Annotated in this window: 18 protein-coding genes; 12 read left to right on the top strand and 6 right to left on the bottom strand. The window is 42.4% G+C overall.

What is annotated here, in order from left to right; all coding sequences use genetic code 11:
* Positions 1–17: 17 nt before the first annotated feature.
* Entirely contained in the window at positions 18–1,196 is a 1,179-nt protein-coding gene (locus SHALO_RS02725; RefSeq protein ID WP_069477269.1) for a sugar transporter, read from the bottom strand.
* Positions 1,197–1,333: 137 nt separating this feature from the next.
* Between SHALO_RS02725 and SHALO_RS02730 the strand changes: the two genes are divergently transcribed.
* The 10 genes from SHALO_RS02730 to SHALO_RS02775 all read left to right on the top strand — a co-directional run bounded on the left by SHALO_RS02730 (position 1,334) and on the right by SHALO_RS02775 (position 13,287).
* A complete protein-coding gene (locus SHALO_RS02730) occupies positions 1,334–1,735 on the top strand; it encodes a YchJ family protein (RefSeq protein ID WP_069477270.1) in 402 nt (133 codons plus the stop codon).
* Between the two features lie 2 nt (positions 1,736–1,737).
* Positions 1,738–2,394 carry a Crp/Fnr family transcriptional regulator gene (locus SHALO_RS02735; protein WP_069477271.1) on the top strand — a complete coding sequence of 219 codons (657 nt, stop codon included), beginning with the start codon at positions 1,738–1,740 and terminating at the stop codon, positions 2,392–2,394.
* A 179-nt stretch (positions 2,395–2,573) separates the two neighbouring features.
* Positions 2,574–3,002 (top strand): Hsp20/alpha crystallin family protein, encoded by a 429-nt coding sequence (locus tag SHALO_RS02740; protein WP_069477272.1) that lies wholly within the window; start codon positions 2,574–2,576, stop codon positions 3,000–3,002.
* A 102-nt stretch (positions 3,003–3,104) separates the two neighbouring features.
* Positions 3,105–3,923, top strand: a complete 819-nt coding sequence (lgt, locus tag SHALO_RS02745; RefSeq protein WP_069477273.1) for a prolipoprotein diacylglyceryl transferase — start codon at positions 3,105–3,107, stop codon at positions 3,921–3,923.
* A gap of 190 nt (positions 3,924–4,113) precedes the next feature.
* Positions 4,114–4,896, top strand: coding sequence for a fumarate reductase cytochrome b subunit (locus SHALO_RS02750; RefSeq protein WP_069477274.1), 783 nt, complete (start codon positions 4,114–4,116; stop codon positions 4,894–4,896).
* Between the two features lie 2 nt (positions 4,897–4,898).
* Positions 4,899–6,884 (top strand): fumarate reductase flavoprotein subunit, encoded by a 1,986-nt coding sequence (locus SHALO_RS02755; protein WP_069477275.1) that lies wholly within the window; start codon positions 4,899–4,901, stop codon positions 6,882–6,884.
* Positions 6,881–7,600, top strand: a complete 720-nt coding sequence (locus SHALO_RS02760; RefSeq protein WP_025343737.1) for a fumarate reductase iron-sulfur subunit — start codon at positions 6,881–6,883, stop codon at positions 7,598–7,600. The genes SHALO_RS02755 and SHALO_RS02760 overlap by 4 nt, the downstream gene beginning before the upstream one ends.
* A gap of 130 nt (positions 7,601–7,730) precedes the next feature.
* Positions 7,731–10,103 carry a dynamin family protein gene (locus SHALO_RS02765; protein WP_069477276.1) on the top strand — a complete coding sequence of 791 codons (2,373 nt, stop codon included), beginning with the start codon at positions 7,731–7,733 and terminating at the stop codon, positions 10,101–10,103.
* Positions 10,100–12,124 (top strand): dynamin family protein, encoded by a 2,025-nt coding sequence (locus SHALO_RS02770; RefSeq protein WP_069477277.1) that lies wholly within the window; start codon positions 10,100–10,102, stop codon positions 12,122–12,124. Before SHALO_RS02765 ends, SHALO_RS02770 begins: the two co-directional genes overlap by 4 nt.
* A gap of 86 nt (positions 12,125–12,210) precedes the next feature.
* The gene (locus SHALO_RS02775) at positions 12,211–13,287 is read left to right on the top strand and encodes an amidohydrolase family protein (RefSeq protein ID WP_069477278.1); all 1,077 of its coding nucleotides are present in this window, start codon (positions 12,211–12,213) and stop codon (positions 13,285–13,287) included.
* 68 nt (positions 13,288–13,355) lie between these two features.
* On the opposite strand, the gene SHALO_RS02780 is transcribed toward SHALO_RS02775, so the two are convergent.
* From SHALO_RS02780 to panB, 3 genes are read right to left on the bottom strand one after another with little or no spacing between them, the layout of a single operon-like run.
* Entirely contained in the window at positions 13,356–14,396 is a 1,041-nt protein-coding gene (locus tag SHALO_RS02780) for an AI-2E family transporter (protein WP_069477279.1), read from the bottom strand.
* Entirely contained in the window at positions 14,393–15,415 is a 1,023-nt protein-coding gene (gene ruvB / locus SHALO_RS02785) for a Holliday junction branch migration DNA helicase RuvB (protein ID WP_069477280.1), read from the bottom strand. The genes SHALO_RS02780 and ruvB overlap by 4 nt, the downstream gene beginning before the upstream one ends.
* A gap of 5 nt (positions 15,416–15,420) precedes the next feature.
* Complete coding sequence (gene panB, locus SHALO_RS02790; protein ID WP_069477281.1) at positions 15,421–16,209, bottom strand: 3-methyl-2-oxobutanoate hydroxymethyltransferase; 789 nt, start codon at positions 16,207–16,209, stop codon at positions 15,421–15,423.
* Positions 16,210–16,288: 79 nt separating this feature from the next.
* Between panB and SHALO_RS02795 the strand changes: the two genes are divergently transcribed.
* Both SHALO_RS02795 and trpA read left to right on the top strand, forming a co-directional pair.
* A complete protein-coding gene (locus SHALO_RS02795) occupies positions 16,289–16,699 on the top strand; it encodes an Hpt domain-containing protein (RefSeq protein ID WP_025343743.1) in 411 nt (136 codons plus the stop codon).
* On the top strand, positions 16,696–17,436 hold the full coding sequence (gene trpA / locus SHALO_RS02800) for a tryptophan synthase subunit alpha (RefSeq protein ID WP_025343744.1): 741 nt from the start codon (positions 16,696–16,698) through the stop codon (positions 17,434–17,436). The genes SHALO_RS02795 and trpA overlap by 4 nt, the downstream gene beginning before the upstream one ends.
* A gap of 32 nt (positions 17,437–17,468) precedes the next feature.
* Here trpA and SHALO_RS02805 read toward each other — a convergent pair whose 3' ends face one another.
* Both SHALO_RS02805 and SHALO_RS02810 read right to left on the bottom strand, forming a co-directional pair.
* Positions 17,469–18,065, bottom strand: a complete 597-nt coding sequence (locus tag SHALO_RS02805) for a Tgt2/MlaC family protein (RefSeq protein WP_069477282.1) — start codon at positions 18,063–18,065, stop codon at positions 17,469–17,471.
* Positions 18,066–18,068: 3 nt separating this feature from the next.
* Positions 18,069–18,818 (bottom strand): MlaA family lipoprotein, encoded by a 750-nt coding sequence (locus tag SHALO_RS02810; RefSeq protein WP_069477283.1) that lies wholly within the window; start codon positions 18,816–18,818, stop codon positions 18,069–18,071.
* Between the last annotated feature and the right edge of the window lie 177 nt (positions 18,819–18,995).

The raw sequence follows: 18,995 nt of genomic DNA on the forward strand, positions 1-18,995 counted from the left end.
CGTTTACATGTAAAGATTTAAAATCGTTTTAAAAGGTAGGTTTTCCAAATCCAAATCGCCAAAACAAGCGCGGTCATTCCAAAAAGTGCCCCAAATAATCCGACATTTGCCATCGAACTTCGTGATATCACAAGACTTCCCACAAAAGCACCTCCACCAATGCCAATGTTATAAATGCCAGAATAAAGAGACATCGCCACATCGGTGGCATCAGGGGTAAGCTCTAGCACTGTGACTTGAAGAATGAGGCTGATAAGGCAAATCGCAATGCCCCAAAAAAGGCATAAAAGGCTGAGTGGAACCTTATAAGGTGCCAGTGGGAGCATCAAAAGCAAGGCTAAAATAAGCGCTGTGAGGGCGCCTACGATGATCGTAAAAGGGTATTTGCGTTTATAGCGCGCAAACAGCATGCTTCCCATCATACCAGCGATACCAAAGATAAAAAGCGTGATGGTCGCAAAATCAGCACTTAAAAAGGCGATTTGTTGTACAAAAGGCTCGATGTAGGAGTAGGCAGTAAAATGCGCGGTAATGGCTAAAGCGGTTAAGAGATATACACCCATGAGTGCAGGACGTTTGACTAAAAGAGGTAAGCTTTTCAGCGAGCCTGCATTGACACTAGGAAGTTGTGGTAAGAGTTTCATGAGAAAATACATCATCATAAATGCGATGAATGCGATGCACGCAAAGGTTGTGCGCCAGCCCAAACTTTGACCGATGAGGCGACCTAGCGGTAAGCCCAAAACGATGGCGAGCGATGTACCTGTCGCTAAGATGCCCATGGCTTTTGTCTTTTTACCTTGTGGGGCTAAACGATAGGCCAGTGAAGCGGTAATCGACCAAAAGATCGCATGTGAAAAAGCGATGCCAATGCGTGAGAGCATCAAAATCCAAAAATTCCACGCCAGAACGGATAGGATATGACTGGCAATGAAAAACGAAAATAACAGCAACAGTAATTTTCGGCGTTCCATATCTTTGGTGAGCAGCATCAACGGCAAAGAGGTTGTGGCTACAATCCACGCGTAAACGGTCATCATCAGTCCAGCGTTGGCTTCGCTCATATGAAAATCCGCAGCAATGTCGGTGAGGAGACTAATAGGAGCAAATTCGGTGGTGTTAAAAATAAACGCTGAAATCGTGAGACAAACAACAGGAAGCCATGGTTTCCATGAGCGTAAAAGCGAAGCAAACATACTAAAAAGCCTTGTGATAAATGAGCGGTAAGTGTAGCCTAATAAGGAAAAGAAGCAGTTGAAAGGGCGCATTGTAAAGAGGGAATTTAACGAAAAATTTGTATAATTATTCCCTTAAAGCGACGAAAAGAGGAAGAATGAACGAAACAAATCTCTGTCCGTGTGGCAGTGGTAAAACCTACGAAACATGTTGCGAGCCGTACCATAAAAAACAGAACGCTCCAACGGCCGTTGCCTTGATGCGTTCACGTTACAGCGCGTTTGTATTTGGACGGGTGGATTATCTTTATGAAACCACGCATCCAAGCCACCGAGCTAAGAATCTCAAAGAGGAAATCGCGTTTACATGTAAAGGTTTGGCGTGGACAAAACTCGACGTTTTAGAGACGTGGCAAGGTGGAGAGGGCGACAAAGTAGGTAAGGTCTTTTTTCGAGCTTCGTTTGTCCAAGAAGGTAAAGAAGGTTTGCATAGTGAACATTCACGGTTTAAACGTTTTGGCAAGGCGTGGATGTATGTTGATGGCGATGTAAAGGGCTAAGCATGTACGCACTGGAAGTCATACAGCAAGAACTCAAAGACGACATAGAGCATTTTGGGCGTGTGGTGCATGTCAAAAAAGGCGAAATCTTGATGCGACCCGAAGAGTGCATGGAGCACTTTTTTGTCATTTTGGAAGGGCGTGTGAAGATCTCGCAGATCAACTTTGAAACGGGCAAAGAGCAGATACTCTATCTTTTATCCAAAGGCGATATGTATGACATCATTACCCTTTTAGATGCCAAAGTGCATGAAAATATGGCGATGGCACTCGATGATGTGAAACTCCTTGTTTTTCCCATCGAGCTGTTTCGCGAGTGGATCGAGACAAAACCTTCGTTTAATAAACTTTTTTTGCCTTATGTTGCCAAACAACTGCGCGATGTGGAAACCTTGGCGAGCGATCTTTCACTCTATGACACGACAACACGCTTGGTGAAATTGATCGCTAAAAACATTGAAAAACAGGGCGATCAACAGACCCTAAAACTTATTAACAACCTCTCCCATGAAGAGCTCGCTAGTCTTGTAGGCACGGTGCGCAAAGTGCTTAACCGCAATCTGCAAACGCTTAAAAAGCAAGGGTTGATTGATGTGAAACGCAAAGAGATTTTCATCAAAGACTCCCAAAACCTACTCGAACACCTTCCTGAGGAATAAACGTCATACAAACCCACATTCTGCCTCGCAAGAGGCAAGCTTTAGCGCCACAGCGGCTTAGCGTAGGCTTTTGGGCTTTGCCTAAAAGCCGTGATTAAAAATGGTTTTTGTGCTACTTAGGTGGCAGACATTTGCTTTTACATGTACTAAACTTCTCTCAAAAAAACAAGGAGTTTACCATGTTAGTCACACGATTTAATCCATACAAAGAGCTTAAAGAGTTGGAGAGTCGGTTGTTTAACTACTATCCTACGGAGGCAAATGAGAGTAGTATCTCAGCGTTTAGTCCAACGGTGAGTACCCGTGAAGGCGAATTTGCGTACCACATTGAAGTCGATCTTCCAGGGATCAAAAAAGAGGATATTCACATTGATCTGAAAGAAAATCAGATCATTATCTCAGGCGAGCGAAGTTTTAGAGAAGAGCGCCAAGAAAAAGACTACTACAAAGTTGAGAGCAGTTACGGCAAGTTCCAACGAAGCTTCGCACTGCCTGAAAATGTGGATGTGGAAAACATTGAGGCGAGCAGTGAAAACGGTGTGCTGGAAATCGTCCTTCCCAAACTCAAAATTGAAAAAATCGAAGTGAAAAAAATCGAAGTCAAATAGTTTACATGTAAGGAGTGTCAAACGCTCCTTACCTCCTCTTCATTCTCCTCTAATCCCAAATGTGTTAGCATACTTACCATAGTTTTACATGTAAGGATTTTGATGCTTTTTTGGAATAACATTTACAGCCAATTTGACCCTGTTGCTTTTAAATTAGGACCCGTTGCCGTGCATTGGTATGGGCTTATGTATATGTGTGCGCTTCTTGGAGCACTTTACGCCGCGAAGTGGTTTGTTAAACGTGATAATCTAGGCTTTACCAATCAAATTTTAGAGAGTTATTTCATTTGGATTGAAATCGGCATTGTTTTGGGTGCGCGCATTGGCTATATTCTGTTTTACGATCCGCATGTCGATTATTATCTCTCCAAGCCGTGGCAGATGTTTAACCCGTTTATAGATGGAACGTTTGTAGGCATTCGTGGCATGAGTTACCATGGCGCAATTGTCGGCTTTTTTCTGGGTACTTGGTTTTTTTACCTCAAACACAAGATCAATGTCTGGAGACTTTTGGATGTGGTGGCACTCAGTGTTCCTGTAGGTTACATCTTTGGTCGTATCGGAAACTTTTTGAATCAAGAACTCTTTGGTCGTCCCACCGACGTGCCATGGGGCATTTATGTCGATGGCGTGCTGCGTCACCCTTCGCAACTTTATGAAGCCTTCCTTGAAGGTTTAGCTGTTTTTCTTCTGCTGTATGTGTATCGAAACTTCAAAAAATACGATGGCGAGCTCATCGCTCTGTACGGGCTTTTCTACTCCATTGGTCGCTTTGTGGCGGAATTTTGGAGAGAACCCGACTTCCAGATTGGCTTTGTCTATGGCGATTGGATGAGCAAAGGACAAGCGCTCTCAATTCTGATGGCAATTGCCTCTGTCGTATTATATATGCTTATCATCAAACGGGGGAAGCGAGGGTAAAAAATCCCTTTTAAATCCCCTTTCGTGTATTATAATTTCGATCAGTATGTACACATTAGCATAATCGTAATGCTTCAAAACGAACTAAAAACGCCTTGAAAATCGGGTTTTTAAATGAGATTAAGTATTTATGAGTGTGTTATCGTGCACATTGATGAGTGTTTAAAAAACTTCACAAAAAGGATAAGATGTGAGTGACCTACTTGAAGGTTTTCTAGGTACGAGCGTTGAGGGAAAAAAGAGTAGAGTTCCAGCCAAACTTGATTATATTCAAAGTGCGACAGGACTCTTCTTAGGTTTGTTTATGTGGGGACATATGTTCTTTGTATCAACTATTTTGATCAGCAAAGACTTTATGTACACCGTAACCAAAATGTTTGAAGGCAGTATGTTCTTCAGTGAGCCACAGCCTTGGGTCGTTTCTGTAATTGTATTGTTTGTATTTGCTGTCTTCATTGTACACGCAATGCTCGGTATGAGAAAATTGCCTATTAATTTTAGACAGTATCAAGCCTACAAAACGCACATGGGCATGATGAAACACGATGATACGACAATGTGGTTTACACAAGCGTTCACCGGTTTTGCAATGTTTTTCCTTGGTTCTGCACACCTCTTTACAATGGCGGTTAAAGCAGATGAAATCGGACCATACGGTTCAGCCGATAGAATGTACAGTGATTTCATGTGGCCATTTTATCTTCTTCTTCTTCTAGCAGTAGAGTTCCACGGTGGTATTGGTCTTTACCGTCTCTGTGTTAAATGGGGTTGGTTTGAAGGCGAACACGCTAAAGAATCTCGTAAAAACCTCAAAAAAGCGAAATGGGCTATAACAGTCTTTTTCTTAGCCTTGGGTCTTTTAACACTGGCTGCGTATGTCAAAATTGGATACGAGCACAGAGATAATGCAGGTGAAGCGTATAAACCAACGGCACAAGTAGAAGCAAGATATGATGTGAAGGTTAGGGCGTAAAAATGAACGTAAAATATTGTGATGCACTGGTAATCGGTGGTGGTTTAGCAGGTCTTAGAGCGGCGGTTGCTACGCAATCTCGTGGTCTTAGTACAACAGTTTTAAGTCTTTGTCCAGTTAAGAGATCTCACTCTGCTGCGGCACAAGGTGGTATGCAAGCAAGTCTTGGTAACTCAAAAATGAGCCGTGGCGATAACGAAGATGTTCACTTTGCCGATACCGTCAAAGGTAGCGACTGGGGATGTGATCAAGAAGTTGCGCGTATGTTCGTAACCGTTGCACCTAAAGCGATCCGTGAATTAGCGGGTTGGGGCGTGCCTTGGACGAGAATTGCTCAAGGTAGCAGAGAAGCGATCATCAATGCTGAGAAAACAACAATCGTTGAAGACGAAGAAGTTCACGGTTATATTCACTCACGTGACTTTGGTGGTACTAAAAAATGGAGAACCTGTTATACAGCAGATGCAACAGGTCATACCATGCTTTTTGGTGTTGCCAATGAAGCCTTAAAACATAACGTAAACATTGAAGATAGAAAAGAAGCGATTGCTTTGATTCATGAAAACAACCGTTGTTACGGTGCGATTGTAAGAGATTTAGTGACAGGCGAGCTTTGGGCTTACGTTGCTAAAGGTACTTTGATCGCAACGGGGGGTTACGGAAGACTTTACAAACAAACAACCAATGCGGTTATTTGTGATGGTATTGGTGCTGCGATTGCTCTAGAAACTGGTGTTGCGACACTTGGTAACATGGAAGCAGTACAATTCCACCCAACCCCAATCGTTCCATCAGGTATTCTTTTAACTGAAGGCTGTCGTGGTGATGGTGGTCTTCTAAGAGACGTTGATGGTCATAGATTTATGCCAGACTACGAGCCAGAGAAAAAAGAACTTGCAAGTCGTGACGTTGTAAGTCGTCGTATGATGGAACACATCCGTAAAGGTAAAGGTGTTAAATCTCCGTATGGTGAGCATTTATGGTTAGATATCTCTATCCTTGGTCGTGCACACATTGAGCGAAACCTAAGAGATGTACAAGAAATTTGTCAAATCTTTAACGGTATCGATCCTGCGGATGAAGGTCCAAAAGGTTGGGCTCCAGTTCTTCCAATGCAACACTACTCAATGGGTGGTATTAGAACAAAACCAACCGGTGAGTCTCCAACACTTTCAGGTCTTTTCTCTGCGGGTGAAGCTGCTTGTTGGGATATGCACGGATTTAACCGCCTTGGTGGTAACTCTGTAAGTGAAACCGTTGTTGCAGGTATGATTGTGGGTGATTATTTTGCAGATTTCTGTTTGTCAAATGAAGTCAATGTCAACACAGCAACGATTGAAAAAGCATTGAAAAAACAAAAAGATTTCATCGACCATTTGTTAACCAACAAAGGTAAACACAACATCTTTGAAATCAAAAACAGAATGAGAGATATTATGTGGGAAAAAGTTGCGATTTTCCGCGATGGCAAAGGTCTTGCTGAAGCGGTTAATGAACTTGAAGAATTGCTCAAAAAATCTCATGATGTTAACGTTAAATCTAAAACAGCTTCTGCTAACCCAGAGCTTGAAGAGGCGTACCGAGTGCCTATGATGCTTAAACTCGCACTTTGTGTTGCTATGGGTGCACGTGAGCGAACAGAGAGTCGAGGTGCTCATTACCGAGAAGACTTCTTGAAACGTGATGATGCAAACTGGTTGAAACGAACCCTTACATCATGGTCTGAGGGTGCTACACTTCCAACGGTTAGCTATGAAGATTTAGACATTATGAAAATGGAAATTCCACCAGCGTTCCGCGGATATGGTGCAAAAGGTATGATTATTGAAAATGAACTCAGCCTTAAACGCCAAGAAGAAGTGGATAAACTTCGTGAAGAGATGGAAGCAGCAGGCAAAGACAGACATGTGATTCAAGATGCGCTTATGCCATTTACGCTTCAACCATACTATAAAGCTAAAAATGAGAGATTTGGAGATGCAAAATGAGTAGAACTATTACCATAAGGGCTATGAAATATAACCCACAATCAAAACTTTCTAAAGCGCACTTTGCAGAGTACAAACTAGAAGAAACTGATGGTATGACTCTGTTTATTGCATTGACAAAAATTCGTGAGACAATGGATGCCGATCTTTCGTTTGACTTTGTATGCCGTGCTGGTATCTGCGGAAGTTGTGGCATGATGGTCAATGGTAAACCTGCGCTTGCATGTCGTACCTTGACAAAAAATTTCCCAGGTGGCGTGATTCAACTTATGCCTATGCCTGCATTTAAGTTACTCAAAGATCTTTCCGTTGATACAGGTAACTGGATGAACGATATGAGTAGACGTGTTGAGAGTTGGATTCACACCAACCATAAACCAGACATCTCTAAACTTGAAGCGCCAATGGAGCCAAAACTTGCGGATGAGACCTTTGAGCTTGATCGTTGTATCGAATGTGGTATTTGTGTTGCAGCGTGCGGTACAAAATTGATGAGACCAAACTTTATTGGTGCCGTTGGTTTGAACCGTGTTGCGCGTTTTGCAATGGATCCACACGACGAGAGAACCGATGAAGACTTCTATGAGCTTGTCGGTGATGATGATGGTGTTTTTGGATGTATGAGTCTCGTTGCGTGCGAAGACAACTGCCCAAAACATTTACCACTCCAATCAAAAATCGCTTATATGAGAAGAAAACTCGTCGCTCTCAAATAAGTTTGCCTTCTTTTAGAGGGATAAGACACTTGTCTTATCCCTTGCCTTAATCTTGACATTTAGTCTTACATTTTTGTTTCTATTATAAGAAATACTGATATAATCAAAAAAACTTTAAAGATAGTATCTCATGCATGTAATCAATGATTTTTTCTTACTTATTTGGAGTGAGAGGTTAAACCAGCAGGCTGTTTTCGACGAAAAACATAAACGAGAGCTTGATCAGATTCGCTCAACCACTTTCGATAATTTTTGCGATAGCGCTGCTATCTTGCTTATCATCAACCCTCATAATTTTGCCAATATGGCACGCCTAGAAGAACCTAAAACTGTTTTAAAAACCCTGTTTCAACACACAATATTTAGCAAAGAAACGATTCAATACGCCCAAAGCCAACTGCTCGGATACTTGATATATCTAGGCAATGTCCAGATCAATCATGCCATTTTGAAACGCTTAGAGCTTTTAAAAAAAGAGGGGATTATCTCCTACGATGCCTTGCGTTCTTTGGGCAGTATACTCTCCCTTATTGAAGAGAAAAAGATCGAAGTCACTGCTTTACATGTAAAGCGTGCAACACCCCAAGAAAACTACTACAAAACAGCGCTTTATAGGCTTTTTGTCGCCATTGAAAACCTTAAAGGCGCGGTTGAGCTTCCAAGACTCCAAGAGCGTTTACATCTCATCCCTGAGCGCCTTGAAAATCAACGCTTTTCCATCGGAATTACGGGCGTTATGAACGCTGGAAAATCCACGATGCTCAACGCGCTTCTGGGGAAAGAGGTTCTTGGCACTTCCGTTGTTCCCGAAACCGCCAATTTAACCCTGATCAAGTACGCCAAAGAGCCTTACGCCGTTGTGAACTTTTGGAATGCCAAAGAGTGGAGCAAGATCGAAGAGGGCGCTAAAAGTCTTAAAAGTTTAGAGGCGTTTGTCAAAGAAAGCAGGGCGCATTTTGGTGAAACATTTAACACCATCATCACACCAAAAGGGGAGAGTGCGTCCATCCCAGTGGAAAGTTTAGCGCTGTATACTTCCGCCAAACACTCCGATAAAAAATGCAACCTTGTCAAAAGTGTCGAACTCTATACCGATCTTAAATTTGTCCAAGATGGCGTCCAAATCGTTGATACTCCAGGACTCGATGATCCTGTCATTCAGCGCGAAGAGATTACGCTCGAATACCTCAGTGAATGCGATCTGATGATTCATCTTATGAACGCGGCGCAAGCGGCAACGCAAAAAGATATTGATTTTATCATCGACGCACTCTTATACCGCAATGTGGCGCAGTTACTCATCGTCATTACGCGCATTGACGCGATTGCCGAAAAAGAGCTTCAAGAGGTTATCGCGTACACCAAACGCAGCATCGAAGCACGTTTGAAAGAGCAAAACAAGGGTGCGAAACTGGATGAAGTGATCGCTAAAATCGTCTTTATTCCGATTGCAGGAAAACTTGCTCTGATGCACAAATTGGGTCAAGAGAAAGAAGCACTTGCGCTTGGTTATGACATGGAGCGCACAGGGTTACCTCTGGTTGAGACGTACCTTGAGGATGTTCTATTTGGAAGTAACAGCCAAAAAGCCAATCTGATCATCTCTTCCAATCGCAAAGAGATCGAGTCGATCATCATTGAATCGATGGCATCGTTTGAGCAAGAACGTCACTACTTAACTATTTCGCATGAAGAGATCGAGCAAGCGTATGCCAAACACCAAGAAGAAAAAACGGTGATGGCACACTTTTTAGAGCAGATCAAAACCAGCGTGGCGCAAAGCAAAGAGGAGATGGAGCACTACTTTGGCACCCTTCAAAAATTTGCAAACAATCAGCTCGATAAATTGAGCTATGTGGTGAAACGTCGCATCAGCGATGATGTCAGCTATGAGTTTAGTAAAAACAAAAAAGCGCCCAAAGAGGAGCGTATTGGCTCGATGATTGAGACGGCGATGAAAGATGGTTTGGTCGATTTGGTACGGGATTATCGCTACGAGTTTCAAAAAAAGATGCAAAGTTCCTTAGAGTACATGGACGCACAATACGGCGAATTTAAAAGCGATACATCGGCACATCATTTTGATGCGAGAGCATTTTGTGAGGAGCATTTGGGCTCACTCTTGATCTTTAAAAACAGCACGATTGTGATCTCAGGAGCCAATGATGCGATTAAAAAATACGGCAAAAATGATCTTAATATGCTTTCAACCGCACTCGATGCGATTTTAGGAACCGAATTTTTACATGTAAAAGAGATGCTAGAAGAAAAACTGCACAAAATCAATCATGTGCTCTTAAGCTCGTTCGTAAGCCTCTGCGAAGCACCAGCCCGTTTGATAGAGGAGCGTTTTAGCGCTGAAGAAGCGTTGTTAGAAAAAGCAATGCGCCAGATGAGAGATGCAACACATAACCGTGAAGCGCGCAGTGTAGAGATAGAAGAAAAAGTGCGAGTCATGGGCATTGTATTAAATGATTTGAGCGCGACTAAGGAGTCAAAATGAGTCTTATTGAAAGTTTTGTGACCTCTTACAAAGAGCACTTTTTAAAAGTAGCTCCCCAGTTTGATGCAACCCTTTTAGGCGCACTCAAAAAAGTACAGTATGTGCTCCTTGGCGAAGAGCAACTGCCTTCCATCCAGCTCAAAAAGGCACTGGATCGCCTTCAAATGCGCTCCGAAGAGCCAATGAAAGTCGCCATCACGGGGCAGTTCTCCAGTGGTAAATCAACATTTTTGAACGCGCTTTTAGCCAAAAGTATTTTACCCACAGGCATCACGCCCGTGACGTCCAAAGTCAATTACATTCGTTACGGCGAAGAGTTTAAAATCCGTGTGCGCTATAAAGATGGGCGTGATGAGTACCATGACATCAACACGATTGCGCACTTTACTGACCAGAGAGAGCACGTTGAAGACATCGCGTACTTGGTTCTTTATGCACCACTCAATATTCTCAAAGACGTTGTGTTTGTCGATACACCAGGACTTAATTCCCAAGCGGCGAGTGATACGCAAACAACTGAGAAAGTGCTCAAAGAAGTCGATGGCATTATTTGGCTGACACTCATCGACAATGCAGGAAAAATGAGTGAGCTTCAAGTTTTGGAAGAGTACCTTGGAAAGTACCAAAACAAGTCACTCTGTGTGCTCAACCAAAAAGATAAATTTACACCCCAACAAATCGAAGAGACGACGAATTACGTTAAAACAGCGTTTAAAGAGTTCTTTAGCGATGTCATCCCGATCTCGGCACGCCAAGCGTTGGAGTCCCGCAGTCACGACAAAAAAGTGATGATGGAAGAGACATTAGAATCGTTCATGCACTCTTTACATGTAAAGCTTCAAAACGGTGGTGAGAAGCTTGATTTTAGCGGCATTGAGCATGATTTTAAGGCGTATCAAACCACGCTTGATTCGATCTTACAAAGTGACTTGGGTGCCAATCTTAAGCTCTTGGAAGAGTCAAACATCGACAAAGTTTTGGATTTCATTCGCAATGAGATTCAACCCAAATCGACCCAATCCAAAGAGTTCGCGATCAAAAAAGAGGTCAAAGAGATCGTCTCTAAACTCATCGCACAGCATCGGCTTTTCCTCTGCATTTACGATGAACTTTTAGAAGAGATCGTCCGTTTTGAAACCGAAGCCAAAGGGCTTTTTAGCGATCTTAAAAGTAAATTTTCACACGATCTTAAGAGTGCGTTTATGCGCATTGAACAGATCATCGAAACGATTGCAGACGCGATTTATAACCAAATGAGCAGTGAGAAGCTGACACGCTACGAAGCCCAAAAAGCAGGACTTTTTAGCAAACAGACAACGTTTGTTCCTTTTGAGTACCAAGCGCCTAAAATCAACTCAGATCTCATCTATAAAAGCCTCTTTTACGAAGAGAATCTTATTGGCAAAATGTTCAAACAGTATGTGAAAAATCTAGGCGCCATTCAAAACGAAGTCAACGACAAAAACCGTTTGGTCTACCGCTCTTTGGAGCAGGGCATTTTGAAATGGCAAGCGCCCTACGAAGTGATTCGCAAGAGTGAAGAGCTTCACTCTGACATCGAGTTTGCCAACATGCGCCGTTTCGCCTCCAAGGCGTACGAGAGCATTTTGAAGCCTTTCAATGATGAGATTGCAGCTTCGTACGCAAAGATCAGCTCTGAGTTTAACCATCTTTCCAGTGCGGTGAGTTTTAACTACCAAAACGCCACCGAAGTGTGTGTCGCATTTTTGGAAAACAAGATCGAAAAGTCCGTCAAACTGTACGAGGAAAACCCCACAAAATTTTCACTCTATACTCCCAAACTCGATGAGATCAAAGAGCGCCTTCGAACGTCATTTCACCTCTACGAGCTTGAAAATATGATGAACACACGCAACACGTTTCTGAGTAAAGATTACGACCGCCTGATCAGCCAATTTACCGCCATAAAAGAGGAAAAAGTAGCGTTCTTGGAAGAGCGAAAAGCGCGCCACTACAAGATTTTAGAGCAGATAGAAGCATTGGTAAAAGAGGTAGAATAAAAACCTAGCTCTTTTACACGATTCTCTTTAAGAACATTATGCTATTGTTTTCTCAGCCTTTTAAAAGCTTGTGCAGGAGGTGTGTGATGAAAACATTAGTCCTCATTCTTTGGGTCGTTTCCGCTTTAATGGCACAAGAGATTAGCCCCCTTCCAAGCGCTAAAAGCCTCTCATCGGTCGAAAAAATTGACACCCCTTTTGAGATAGAGAAGCTTAAACTCGTGTGGGCAAAACGGATAGAACTGATGCGCTCAAATGGCATCATCCCTCTCATCGATATAGAATCCTCCTTTAATCCAGGTAAATTTGACCTCGTAGAGTATGCCAAAATGATGGATGCCTCAAGTGTCGCACTCATCGCTTTTTCACCTCAGATAGGGGATGATGCGTACGAAAAAGAGGCAAAAGTCTGGCACGATGCACCAAGGTCTTTGCTAAATGCTGACCCGTATCGCTATGTTCCAACAACGACTGCTGGGATTTATCCCTCTTGGACAAAAGAGCCTGTGCGATTTGTGAAAGAGACCATCGCTAAAGCGACTAAAGACAATTATCCACTTTTAGGCGAGTTTGAATTTCGCCATTATCCTTCACCAAGACATGTCAAACGCAATGAACTTTACCGCGATGTAAACATTCCCATCGACTCCGAAGCGGGACATCTTTTGTTTGCTTACGCCCAAAGATCAGGGAAATCATTTCAAATTCACTATGAAGCCGAAGATGCTTTATTTGAACCCTTAGAAAAGATGCTTCAAATTTACCCAAATGCGAAAGTCATCTGGTGTCATCTGGCACAAATTCGCTACAGTAACCGTGCACAACACTATACTCCTGAGTTTATCCGAGGCTTGATGGAGCGCCATCCCAACCTTTACTTTGACCTCGCCTTTGGCGATGCAAACTCGATATACAAGCCAAGCGGCGAATACCACGCGACCATTTGGAGCAAACGAAATGTCCTTAAACCCGAGTGGGCAAAACTGATAGAAGAGTACCCGTACCGCTTTTTAACTGCGTTCGATATAGGCGGCGACCGTCATGACGAGTTGCTCGAAAAAGTTGAAGTTTCAAGAGACGTGCTGAAAAATCTATCACCAAAAACGCAAGAAATCATCGCATATAAGGCTTTTTGGAAGTTAGTGTTTGGGGAAGATATTTAGATTTTCATCTTTACATGTAAAGGGTTTTATACGAGGGCTAAACGTTTAACTTTTAGTCCCATTTCTCTTTACATGTAATGTTTTTCTTTGAGCAATTTGTAGAGTTTCAAAAGCGATAAAAAGAGCGTAGTAATAGCAGGTCCTAAGATCATTCCCCAGAAACCAAACGTGGTGAGTCCCGCAAAAATTGCGAAGAAAATGAGAAGTTCGTTAACGGCGGTGGGTGTTTTGACCATCTTGTCATTGATGTATTTGATGATGAGTGGTTTGATGAAGGTATCTGCGATGATGGAGATCACGACAATTGAGTAGGTCGCGATGATAATCGCTGTGGTGGTATTGCCATGTGCCACTTCAATCGCGCAGAGTGGAATCCACATGATGGCTCCTCCAATGACGGGAATGAGCGACGCAAAACCGTAGAAAATGCCCAGCAATAGTCCGTCATACCCAAAATACATTCCGATAAAAGAGAAAAGAGCACCTTGTAAAATGGCGCTGAGCAAAATGGAGTAGAAAACCACACTCATCACATTGGTGACTTCGGAGAAGACAATGTTTACCTCTTTGGCGTCAATGGGCATCACGCTTTTAAAATAATCCACTAAATCCTTACCATTAAGTAGTGCAAAGAAGAAAAAGACAACAATAAGAAGCATATCTTTTAAAAAGCCAGCACTGTTTTTGCCGATAGATCCAAAATACGAAAGGGCGGTACTTGAGAGCTGAGCGATGTTCAGTGAGTTGATAAAATCATCTAAGGGTGCTTGCATAAAAGCTATCGGAGCTGGCAGTTTATAATCAAGTGTATGCAGATACGCTTGAACGCGCTCAATCATTGAAAAATCAAAATTATTCACAATGCTCCCCACCGAAGTGATGGTATAGACGATTGGACCAAAGAGAAGCAAGGAAAGAAGCATCGTGGATAAAACAGCCGCAAGATGCCTATTTTTAGTGACTCCATAGAGTTTGAAGTTGAGATTGTACGTAGCCATTGCAAGCAGGGATGCGATGGCGATAATCATCAAAAAAGGTTCATACAGTTTAATAATTGAAAAGAGAACGGCTAGAAAAATAGCCGTTAAAAAGAAGCGATGTTCATTCATGCATGATCCTCAAATAATCCATTTTGCAATATCGGTGGTGTGAGACGAAAAAGCTCATAAGTTTTAGGTGTTGCAACTCTTCCACGCGCTGTACGTTCGATGTAACTGTTCGCAAGCAGATAAGGCTCTATGACATCTTCGATGGTTCCTTCATCTTCACTCAGTGCTGCTGCCATAGTACTTAGACCCAAAGGGCGACCTTTGCTTTGCAGTAGAAGTTCGAGGTACTTAATGTCCAACTCATCAAAACCAAGGTCGTTGACACCTAGTTCATTCAAGCCATATTGTGCGCGTTCAATGCTGATGCTCTCTTCATCCACCACATCGGCATAATCACGAATACGCTTTAAAAGACGAAGCGCAATTCTAGGCGTTCCACGAGAGCGCCGTGCCATTTCGCTTGCAGCATTTTGTTGGCAGATTTTCTCCAACTTGTGCGACGCTTTGGTGATGATGATGGAGAGTTCATCTTTGGTGTAAAACTGTAGGCGAAAGTGCATACCAAAACGATCGCGAAGTGGCGAGCTAATCATACCCGCACGCGTAGTCGCACCAATAAGCGTAAAATGGGGCAGGTCGATCTTAATCGTCTGTGCCGCAGGCCCAGAGCCGATGATGATGTCAAGACGAAAATCTTCCATCGCAGGGTAGAGAATCTCTTCAATGGCAGGAGAAAGCCTGTGAATCTCATCAATGAAGAGAATATCTCCTTCTTGGAGGTTGGTCAAAATAGCGGCTAAATCGCCACTTTTTTCGATCATAGGAGCGGCGGTTATTTTCATATTGGCGCGCATTTCGTTGGAGATGATATGCGCTAAAGTCGTCTTACCAAGACCAGGAGGGCCAAAAAAGAGAATGTGGTCTAAACACTCGGAACGTTTTTGTGCAGCTTGGATGAAGACTTGTAAATTTTTTTTGATCTTCTCTTGCCCGATGTAATCCTCAAACGAAGAGGGGCGTAAGCTTTTTTCATACTCGTTCTCAAAAGAGATTTTTTCGATTTCGACGATGCGTTCCATTTATCTCACTTTGTGTAGGTGTAAGAAGCTTCAGGAAAACTTCGTTCTTGCACCTCTTTGACATAGGCATCAACTGCATCTTGTACCAGTGTGGCACCTTCTAAATAGCGTTTGACAAATTTAGGTTGAAACGCTTGAAAAAAGCCTAGCATGTCACTCCACACCAATACTTGACCGTCAGTGTATTTTCCTGCTCCAATACCAATGGTTGGAATAGAAATCGCTTCAGAAATACGACGTGCGGCTTCTTCAACAACACCTTCGATGACTACACTAAATGCACCTGCTTCTTCGACTGCCTTAGCATCTTCGATCAATGCGAGTATATCTTCTTCTGTGCGACCACGTACTTTATAGCCACCTTCACTGCGTACATACTGAGGCATAAGTCCGATGTGTCCCATAACGGCAATAGAGTTTTGGGTCAGTGCTCTGATAATGTGAGCCCGACTCACACCACCTTCAATTTTCACTGCATGCGCATTGGTTTGGCTGTAGACAAGAGAGGCATTATGCAATGCCATCTTTTCATCAGTATACGTACCAAAAGGCATATCACAAACGATAAAGGTCTCTTTGGCTCCTGCACACACCGCTTTAGTGTGGTACAACATCACTTCCATAGAAGCTGAAAGTGTGTCGGGTTTGGCGTTGAAACTCATATTAAGGCTATCACCCACAAGAATAATGTCGACCTTTTGATCGAACAGTGAGGCAAAGAGTGCATCGTAGGCTGTAATGACGGTAAGGGGTGTTTGCCCTTTGTGCTGTTTAATGGATGTAATTGTTTTCATGGAGGAATTATACCCTATTTTATGACAAGAAATTTTTAGATTAAACATGATACAATGAGCTACTTCGGAGGGTAACGACATGGGTGTTTTGGCACAATTGGAAGTTGAATTTGACATCGAAATTGTCGGAGATTTTATCTCTCACTATGCCATTATGTTTGAAAATATGGAACCTCTGATTATTGGACTCAGTAAAAAAGAGCGTTATGCTGACAATATCGGAGACATTTTTCGCATTTTTCACAATATGAAATCAGCCGCAGGATTTTTAAAACTGGATCCTATTATTAAACTGGCAGTCTTGTGTGAAGATATCGTCGAAGAAGCGCGCGTCCTTAAAGGCCCTGCAAGCGAAGAGTTTATTGACTGGTTATTATTAGTCAGTGATCAGTTTGAAAAGTACCGCAAAGATGTCGAAGATGATGCTGATTTTTTTACCGTTTTAAATCCCTTGATTATTAAAGTACCTCATACGTTGGAGAGAGCGTGAAGCAATTAGTTGCCTACATTACGGCGGGTTTTCCCGATAAAATTTTTTCATTAGATTTAGTTTCTGCCTTAAAAGAAGCAGGTGTCGATAAGTTAGAGTTAGGCATTCCTTTCTCCGATCCTGTTGCGGATGGTCCTATTATTGAGGTGGCAAATTTACATGCACTGCAAAATGGGTTTAAAATGGAGACGCTTTTTGAAATCTCTTCCATCGTTGCGCCTACAATTGAGACCTACTGGATGGGCTATTTTAATCCTTTTTACCATAAAGGCATGGAGACATTTGCCCAAAAAGCAACCGAGTTTGGCGTTAAAGGGTTTATTATTCCCGATCTTCCGCATGAAGAAGCCACTCCTTACATTCCGTTGATGAATCAGTATAACATCTCATTGATTAGTTTTGTAGCGCCAACGCACAGTAAAGAGCGCATCGCCACTGTTGTGAAAGATGCTAAAGGGTTTATCTATTTGGTCGCGTATGCTGGCATCACAGGAGCGCACGCGAGTGAAGACTTGAGCAAAACGATCCAAACCATTAAAGAACAGAGCAACACCCCTTTGTTTGTAGGATTTGGTGTCAATGAAAAGACCGCAAAAGAGCGTGTACGCGGTGTGGATGGCGTTATCGTAGGCAGTGCTTTTGTGGAAGTGCTTTTAAATGAAAGTCTCAGTGGAAGTGAAAAGATTGCGAGTATTGCTCAAAAAGCACGAATCATTAAAGAGAAAATTAACGCGTAAAAAAGTGCGTAGCAGTGATGGTGATCTCACTGCTACTTTTGTGCTGGCTCATCAGGCTGTTTGAGTTTTTCAAGCAGGGACTCAAACGAATCTTTGGTTAAAATATCAGCAAACTGCGTACGATACGTTTGAATAATGCTCACCCCTAAAATATCGACATCGTAAATCATCCAGCTGTTATTTTTATCTTTATAAAATTTGTAAATAATCTCATACACTTCGCTGTTTTTCATCAGATGCGTCGTTAAATGAATCCGCGTATCTTTGATCTTTTCCAAATTCTTAATGACAATCTTCTCATCGGTGTAAAGATCAAGCTTTTCCATGTACGATGTTTTGAGTTTCATCTCAAAAAGTTTGGTAAATTCCGTCTGCTTGGAAGATGAAAGCGATGCCCACTGTTTTCCACCCAGGGAAAGTTGCGACATTAACGTATAATCAAAAATAGAGTCAAAAATGGCGAAAAGTTTTTCGGTTTTTTGAGGCTTTGGCATTTTTTTATCGCGTAAAATCGTGGTTGCAAGGTCGATATTGCTTTGCATAAACGAAGGAATATCCGCTTCTGGAATCGCAAAAGAGATGTTACATGTAAAGAGTAATGCTAAAAAGATACGTGCAAAAAAGTTCATACGTTACTCACTGATCAGTTTGGTTCTGCGTGATTCATAGACATCGCGCAAGAAAGGATAGAGCTCAATCGCATCTTTTTTAAAGTTGTCATACTCTTTTACATGTAAAGAAGTTTTATTGATGGTGTAAAAGGCAGTAGCCGCCATTGCTTGATTAGAATTATCGAGCAGATTCGCATCGTGGCGTCCTTTCATGTAGGTGATTGGGTTAAGCCACATATCGCCAGCAAGTCCTGCAATATCGCGAACATTGGATGGTCCAAAGAGCGGAAGGACAACGTGGAAGCCATTGCCAACACCGTAATGCCCCAGTGTCTGACCCAAGTCTTCATCGTGCGCTTTGATGCCAAGCTCTTCGCCCGCCACATCACGAAAGCCTAAAATTCCCATGGTGGAGTTGAGTACAAACCGTTCTGTCTCTTCCAAACTGTTGTAAAATTTGAGTTGCAAAAGGTTGTTCACGAGACGAATAGGATAAAAAATATTCTCAAAAAAGTTTGAAACACCGTGACGCGCCATTTCAGGCACGACGTACGCGTAGCCTTGTGCGGTTGGTCTTAGAAGGTATTCGTAAAATGTGTCATTGACGCTTGTCATCACTTCGTTGTAGCCACTGAGTGGATCGAAAAGATTTTCGCTATTTTTAGTATTAAATTCAGCCTCAAAGTCGTCATTGTTCTGTGTCGTCGTGCCAATATAGTCACTTGCGGACAAGAAGGAAAGGCTTATTAAACAGGCTAAAATAAAACGCAAAATAGTACCTCTTTCTTTTTAAATTGCGCAATTATAGGATTTTTTTGATTTAAAGTAAATTAAAGCAGGCATCTTTGCTTATAATTAGATTAAAACAAGCAAAATTTAATCTTATTTTGACTATAATTACCGTCCAAATCTCACACACACCAATCCTTTACGGTTGCAGTTTACGCT

It is taken from the genome of Sulfurospirillum halorespirans DSM 13726 (genome assembly GCF_001723605.1).
GTDB classification, from domain to species: Bacteria; Campylobacterota; Campylobacteria; order Campylobacterales; family Sulfurospirillaceae; genus Sulfurospirillum; species Sulfurospirillum halorespirans.

Coding starts and splice junctions, on each gene's coding strand:
- SHALO_RS02725 (WP_069477269.1), bottom strand. CDS start 1,196: ATGTTTGCTTCGCTTTTACGCTCATGGAAACCATGGCTTCCTGTTGTT.
- SHALO_RS02730 (WP_069477270.1), top strand. CDS start 1,334: ATGAACGAAACAAATCTCTGTCCGTGTGGCAGTGGTAAAACCTACGAA.
- SHALO_RS02735 (WP_069477271.1), top strand. CDS start 1,738: ATGTACGCACTGGAAGTCATACAGCAAGAACTCAAAGACGACATAGAG.
- SHALO_RS02740 (WP_069477272.1), top strand. CDS start 2,574: ATGTTAGTCACACGATTTAATCCATACAAAGAGCTTAAAGAGTTGGAG.
- lgt (WP_069477273.1), top strand. CDS start 3,105: ATGCTTTTTTGGAATAACATTTACAGCCAATTTGACCCTGTTGCTTTT.
- SHALO_RS02755 (WP_069477275.1), top strand. CDS start 4,899: ATGAACGTAAAATATTGTGATGCACTGGTAATCGGTGGTGGTTTAGCA.
- SHALO_RS02760 (WP_025343737.1), top strand. CDS start 6,881: ATGAGTAGAACTATTACCATAAGGGCTATGAAATATAACCCACAATCA.
- SHALO_RS02765 (WP_069477276.1), top strand. CDS start 7,731: ATGCATGTAATCAATGATTTTTTCTTACTTATTTGGAGTGAGAGGTTA.
- SHALO_RS02770 (WP_069477277.1), top strand. CDS start 10,100: ATGAGTCTTATTGAAAGTTTTGTGACCTCTTACAAAGAGCACTTTTTA.
- SHALO_RS02775 (WP_069477278.1), top strand. CDS start 12,211: ATGAAAACATTAGTCCTCATTCTTTGGGTCGTTTCCGCTTTAATGGCA.
- SHALO_RS02780 (WP_069477279.1), bottom strand. CDS start 14,396: ATGAATGAACATCGCTTCTTTTTAACGGCTATTTTTCTAGCCGTTCTC.
- ruvB (WP_069477280.1), bottom strand. CDS start 15,415: ATGGAACGCATCGTCGAAATCGAAAAAATCTCTTTTGAGAACGAGTAT.
- panB (WP_069477281.1), bottom strand. CDS start 16,209: ATGAAAACAATTACATCCATTAAACAGCACAAAGGGCAAACACCCCTT.
- SHALO_RS02795 (WP_025343743.1), top strand. CDS start 16,289: ATGGGTGTTTTGGCACAATTGGAAGTTGAATTTGACATCGAAATTGTC.
- SHALO_RS02805 (WP_069477282.1), bottom strand. CDS start 18,065: ATGAACTTTTTTGCACGTATCTTTTTAGCATTACTCTTTACATGTAAC.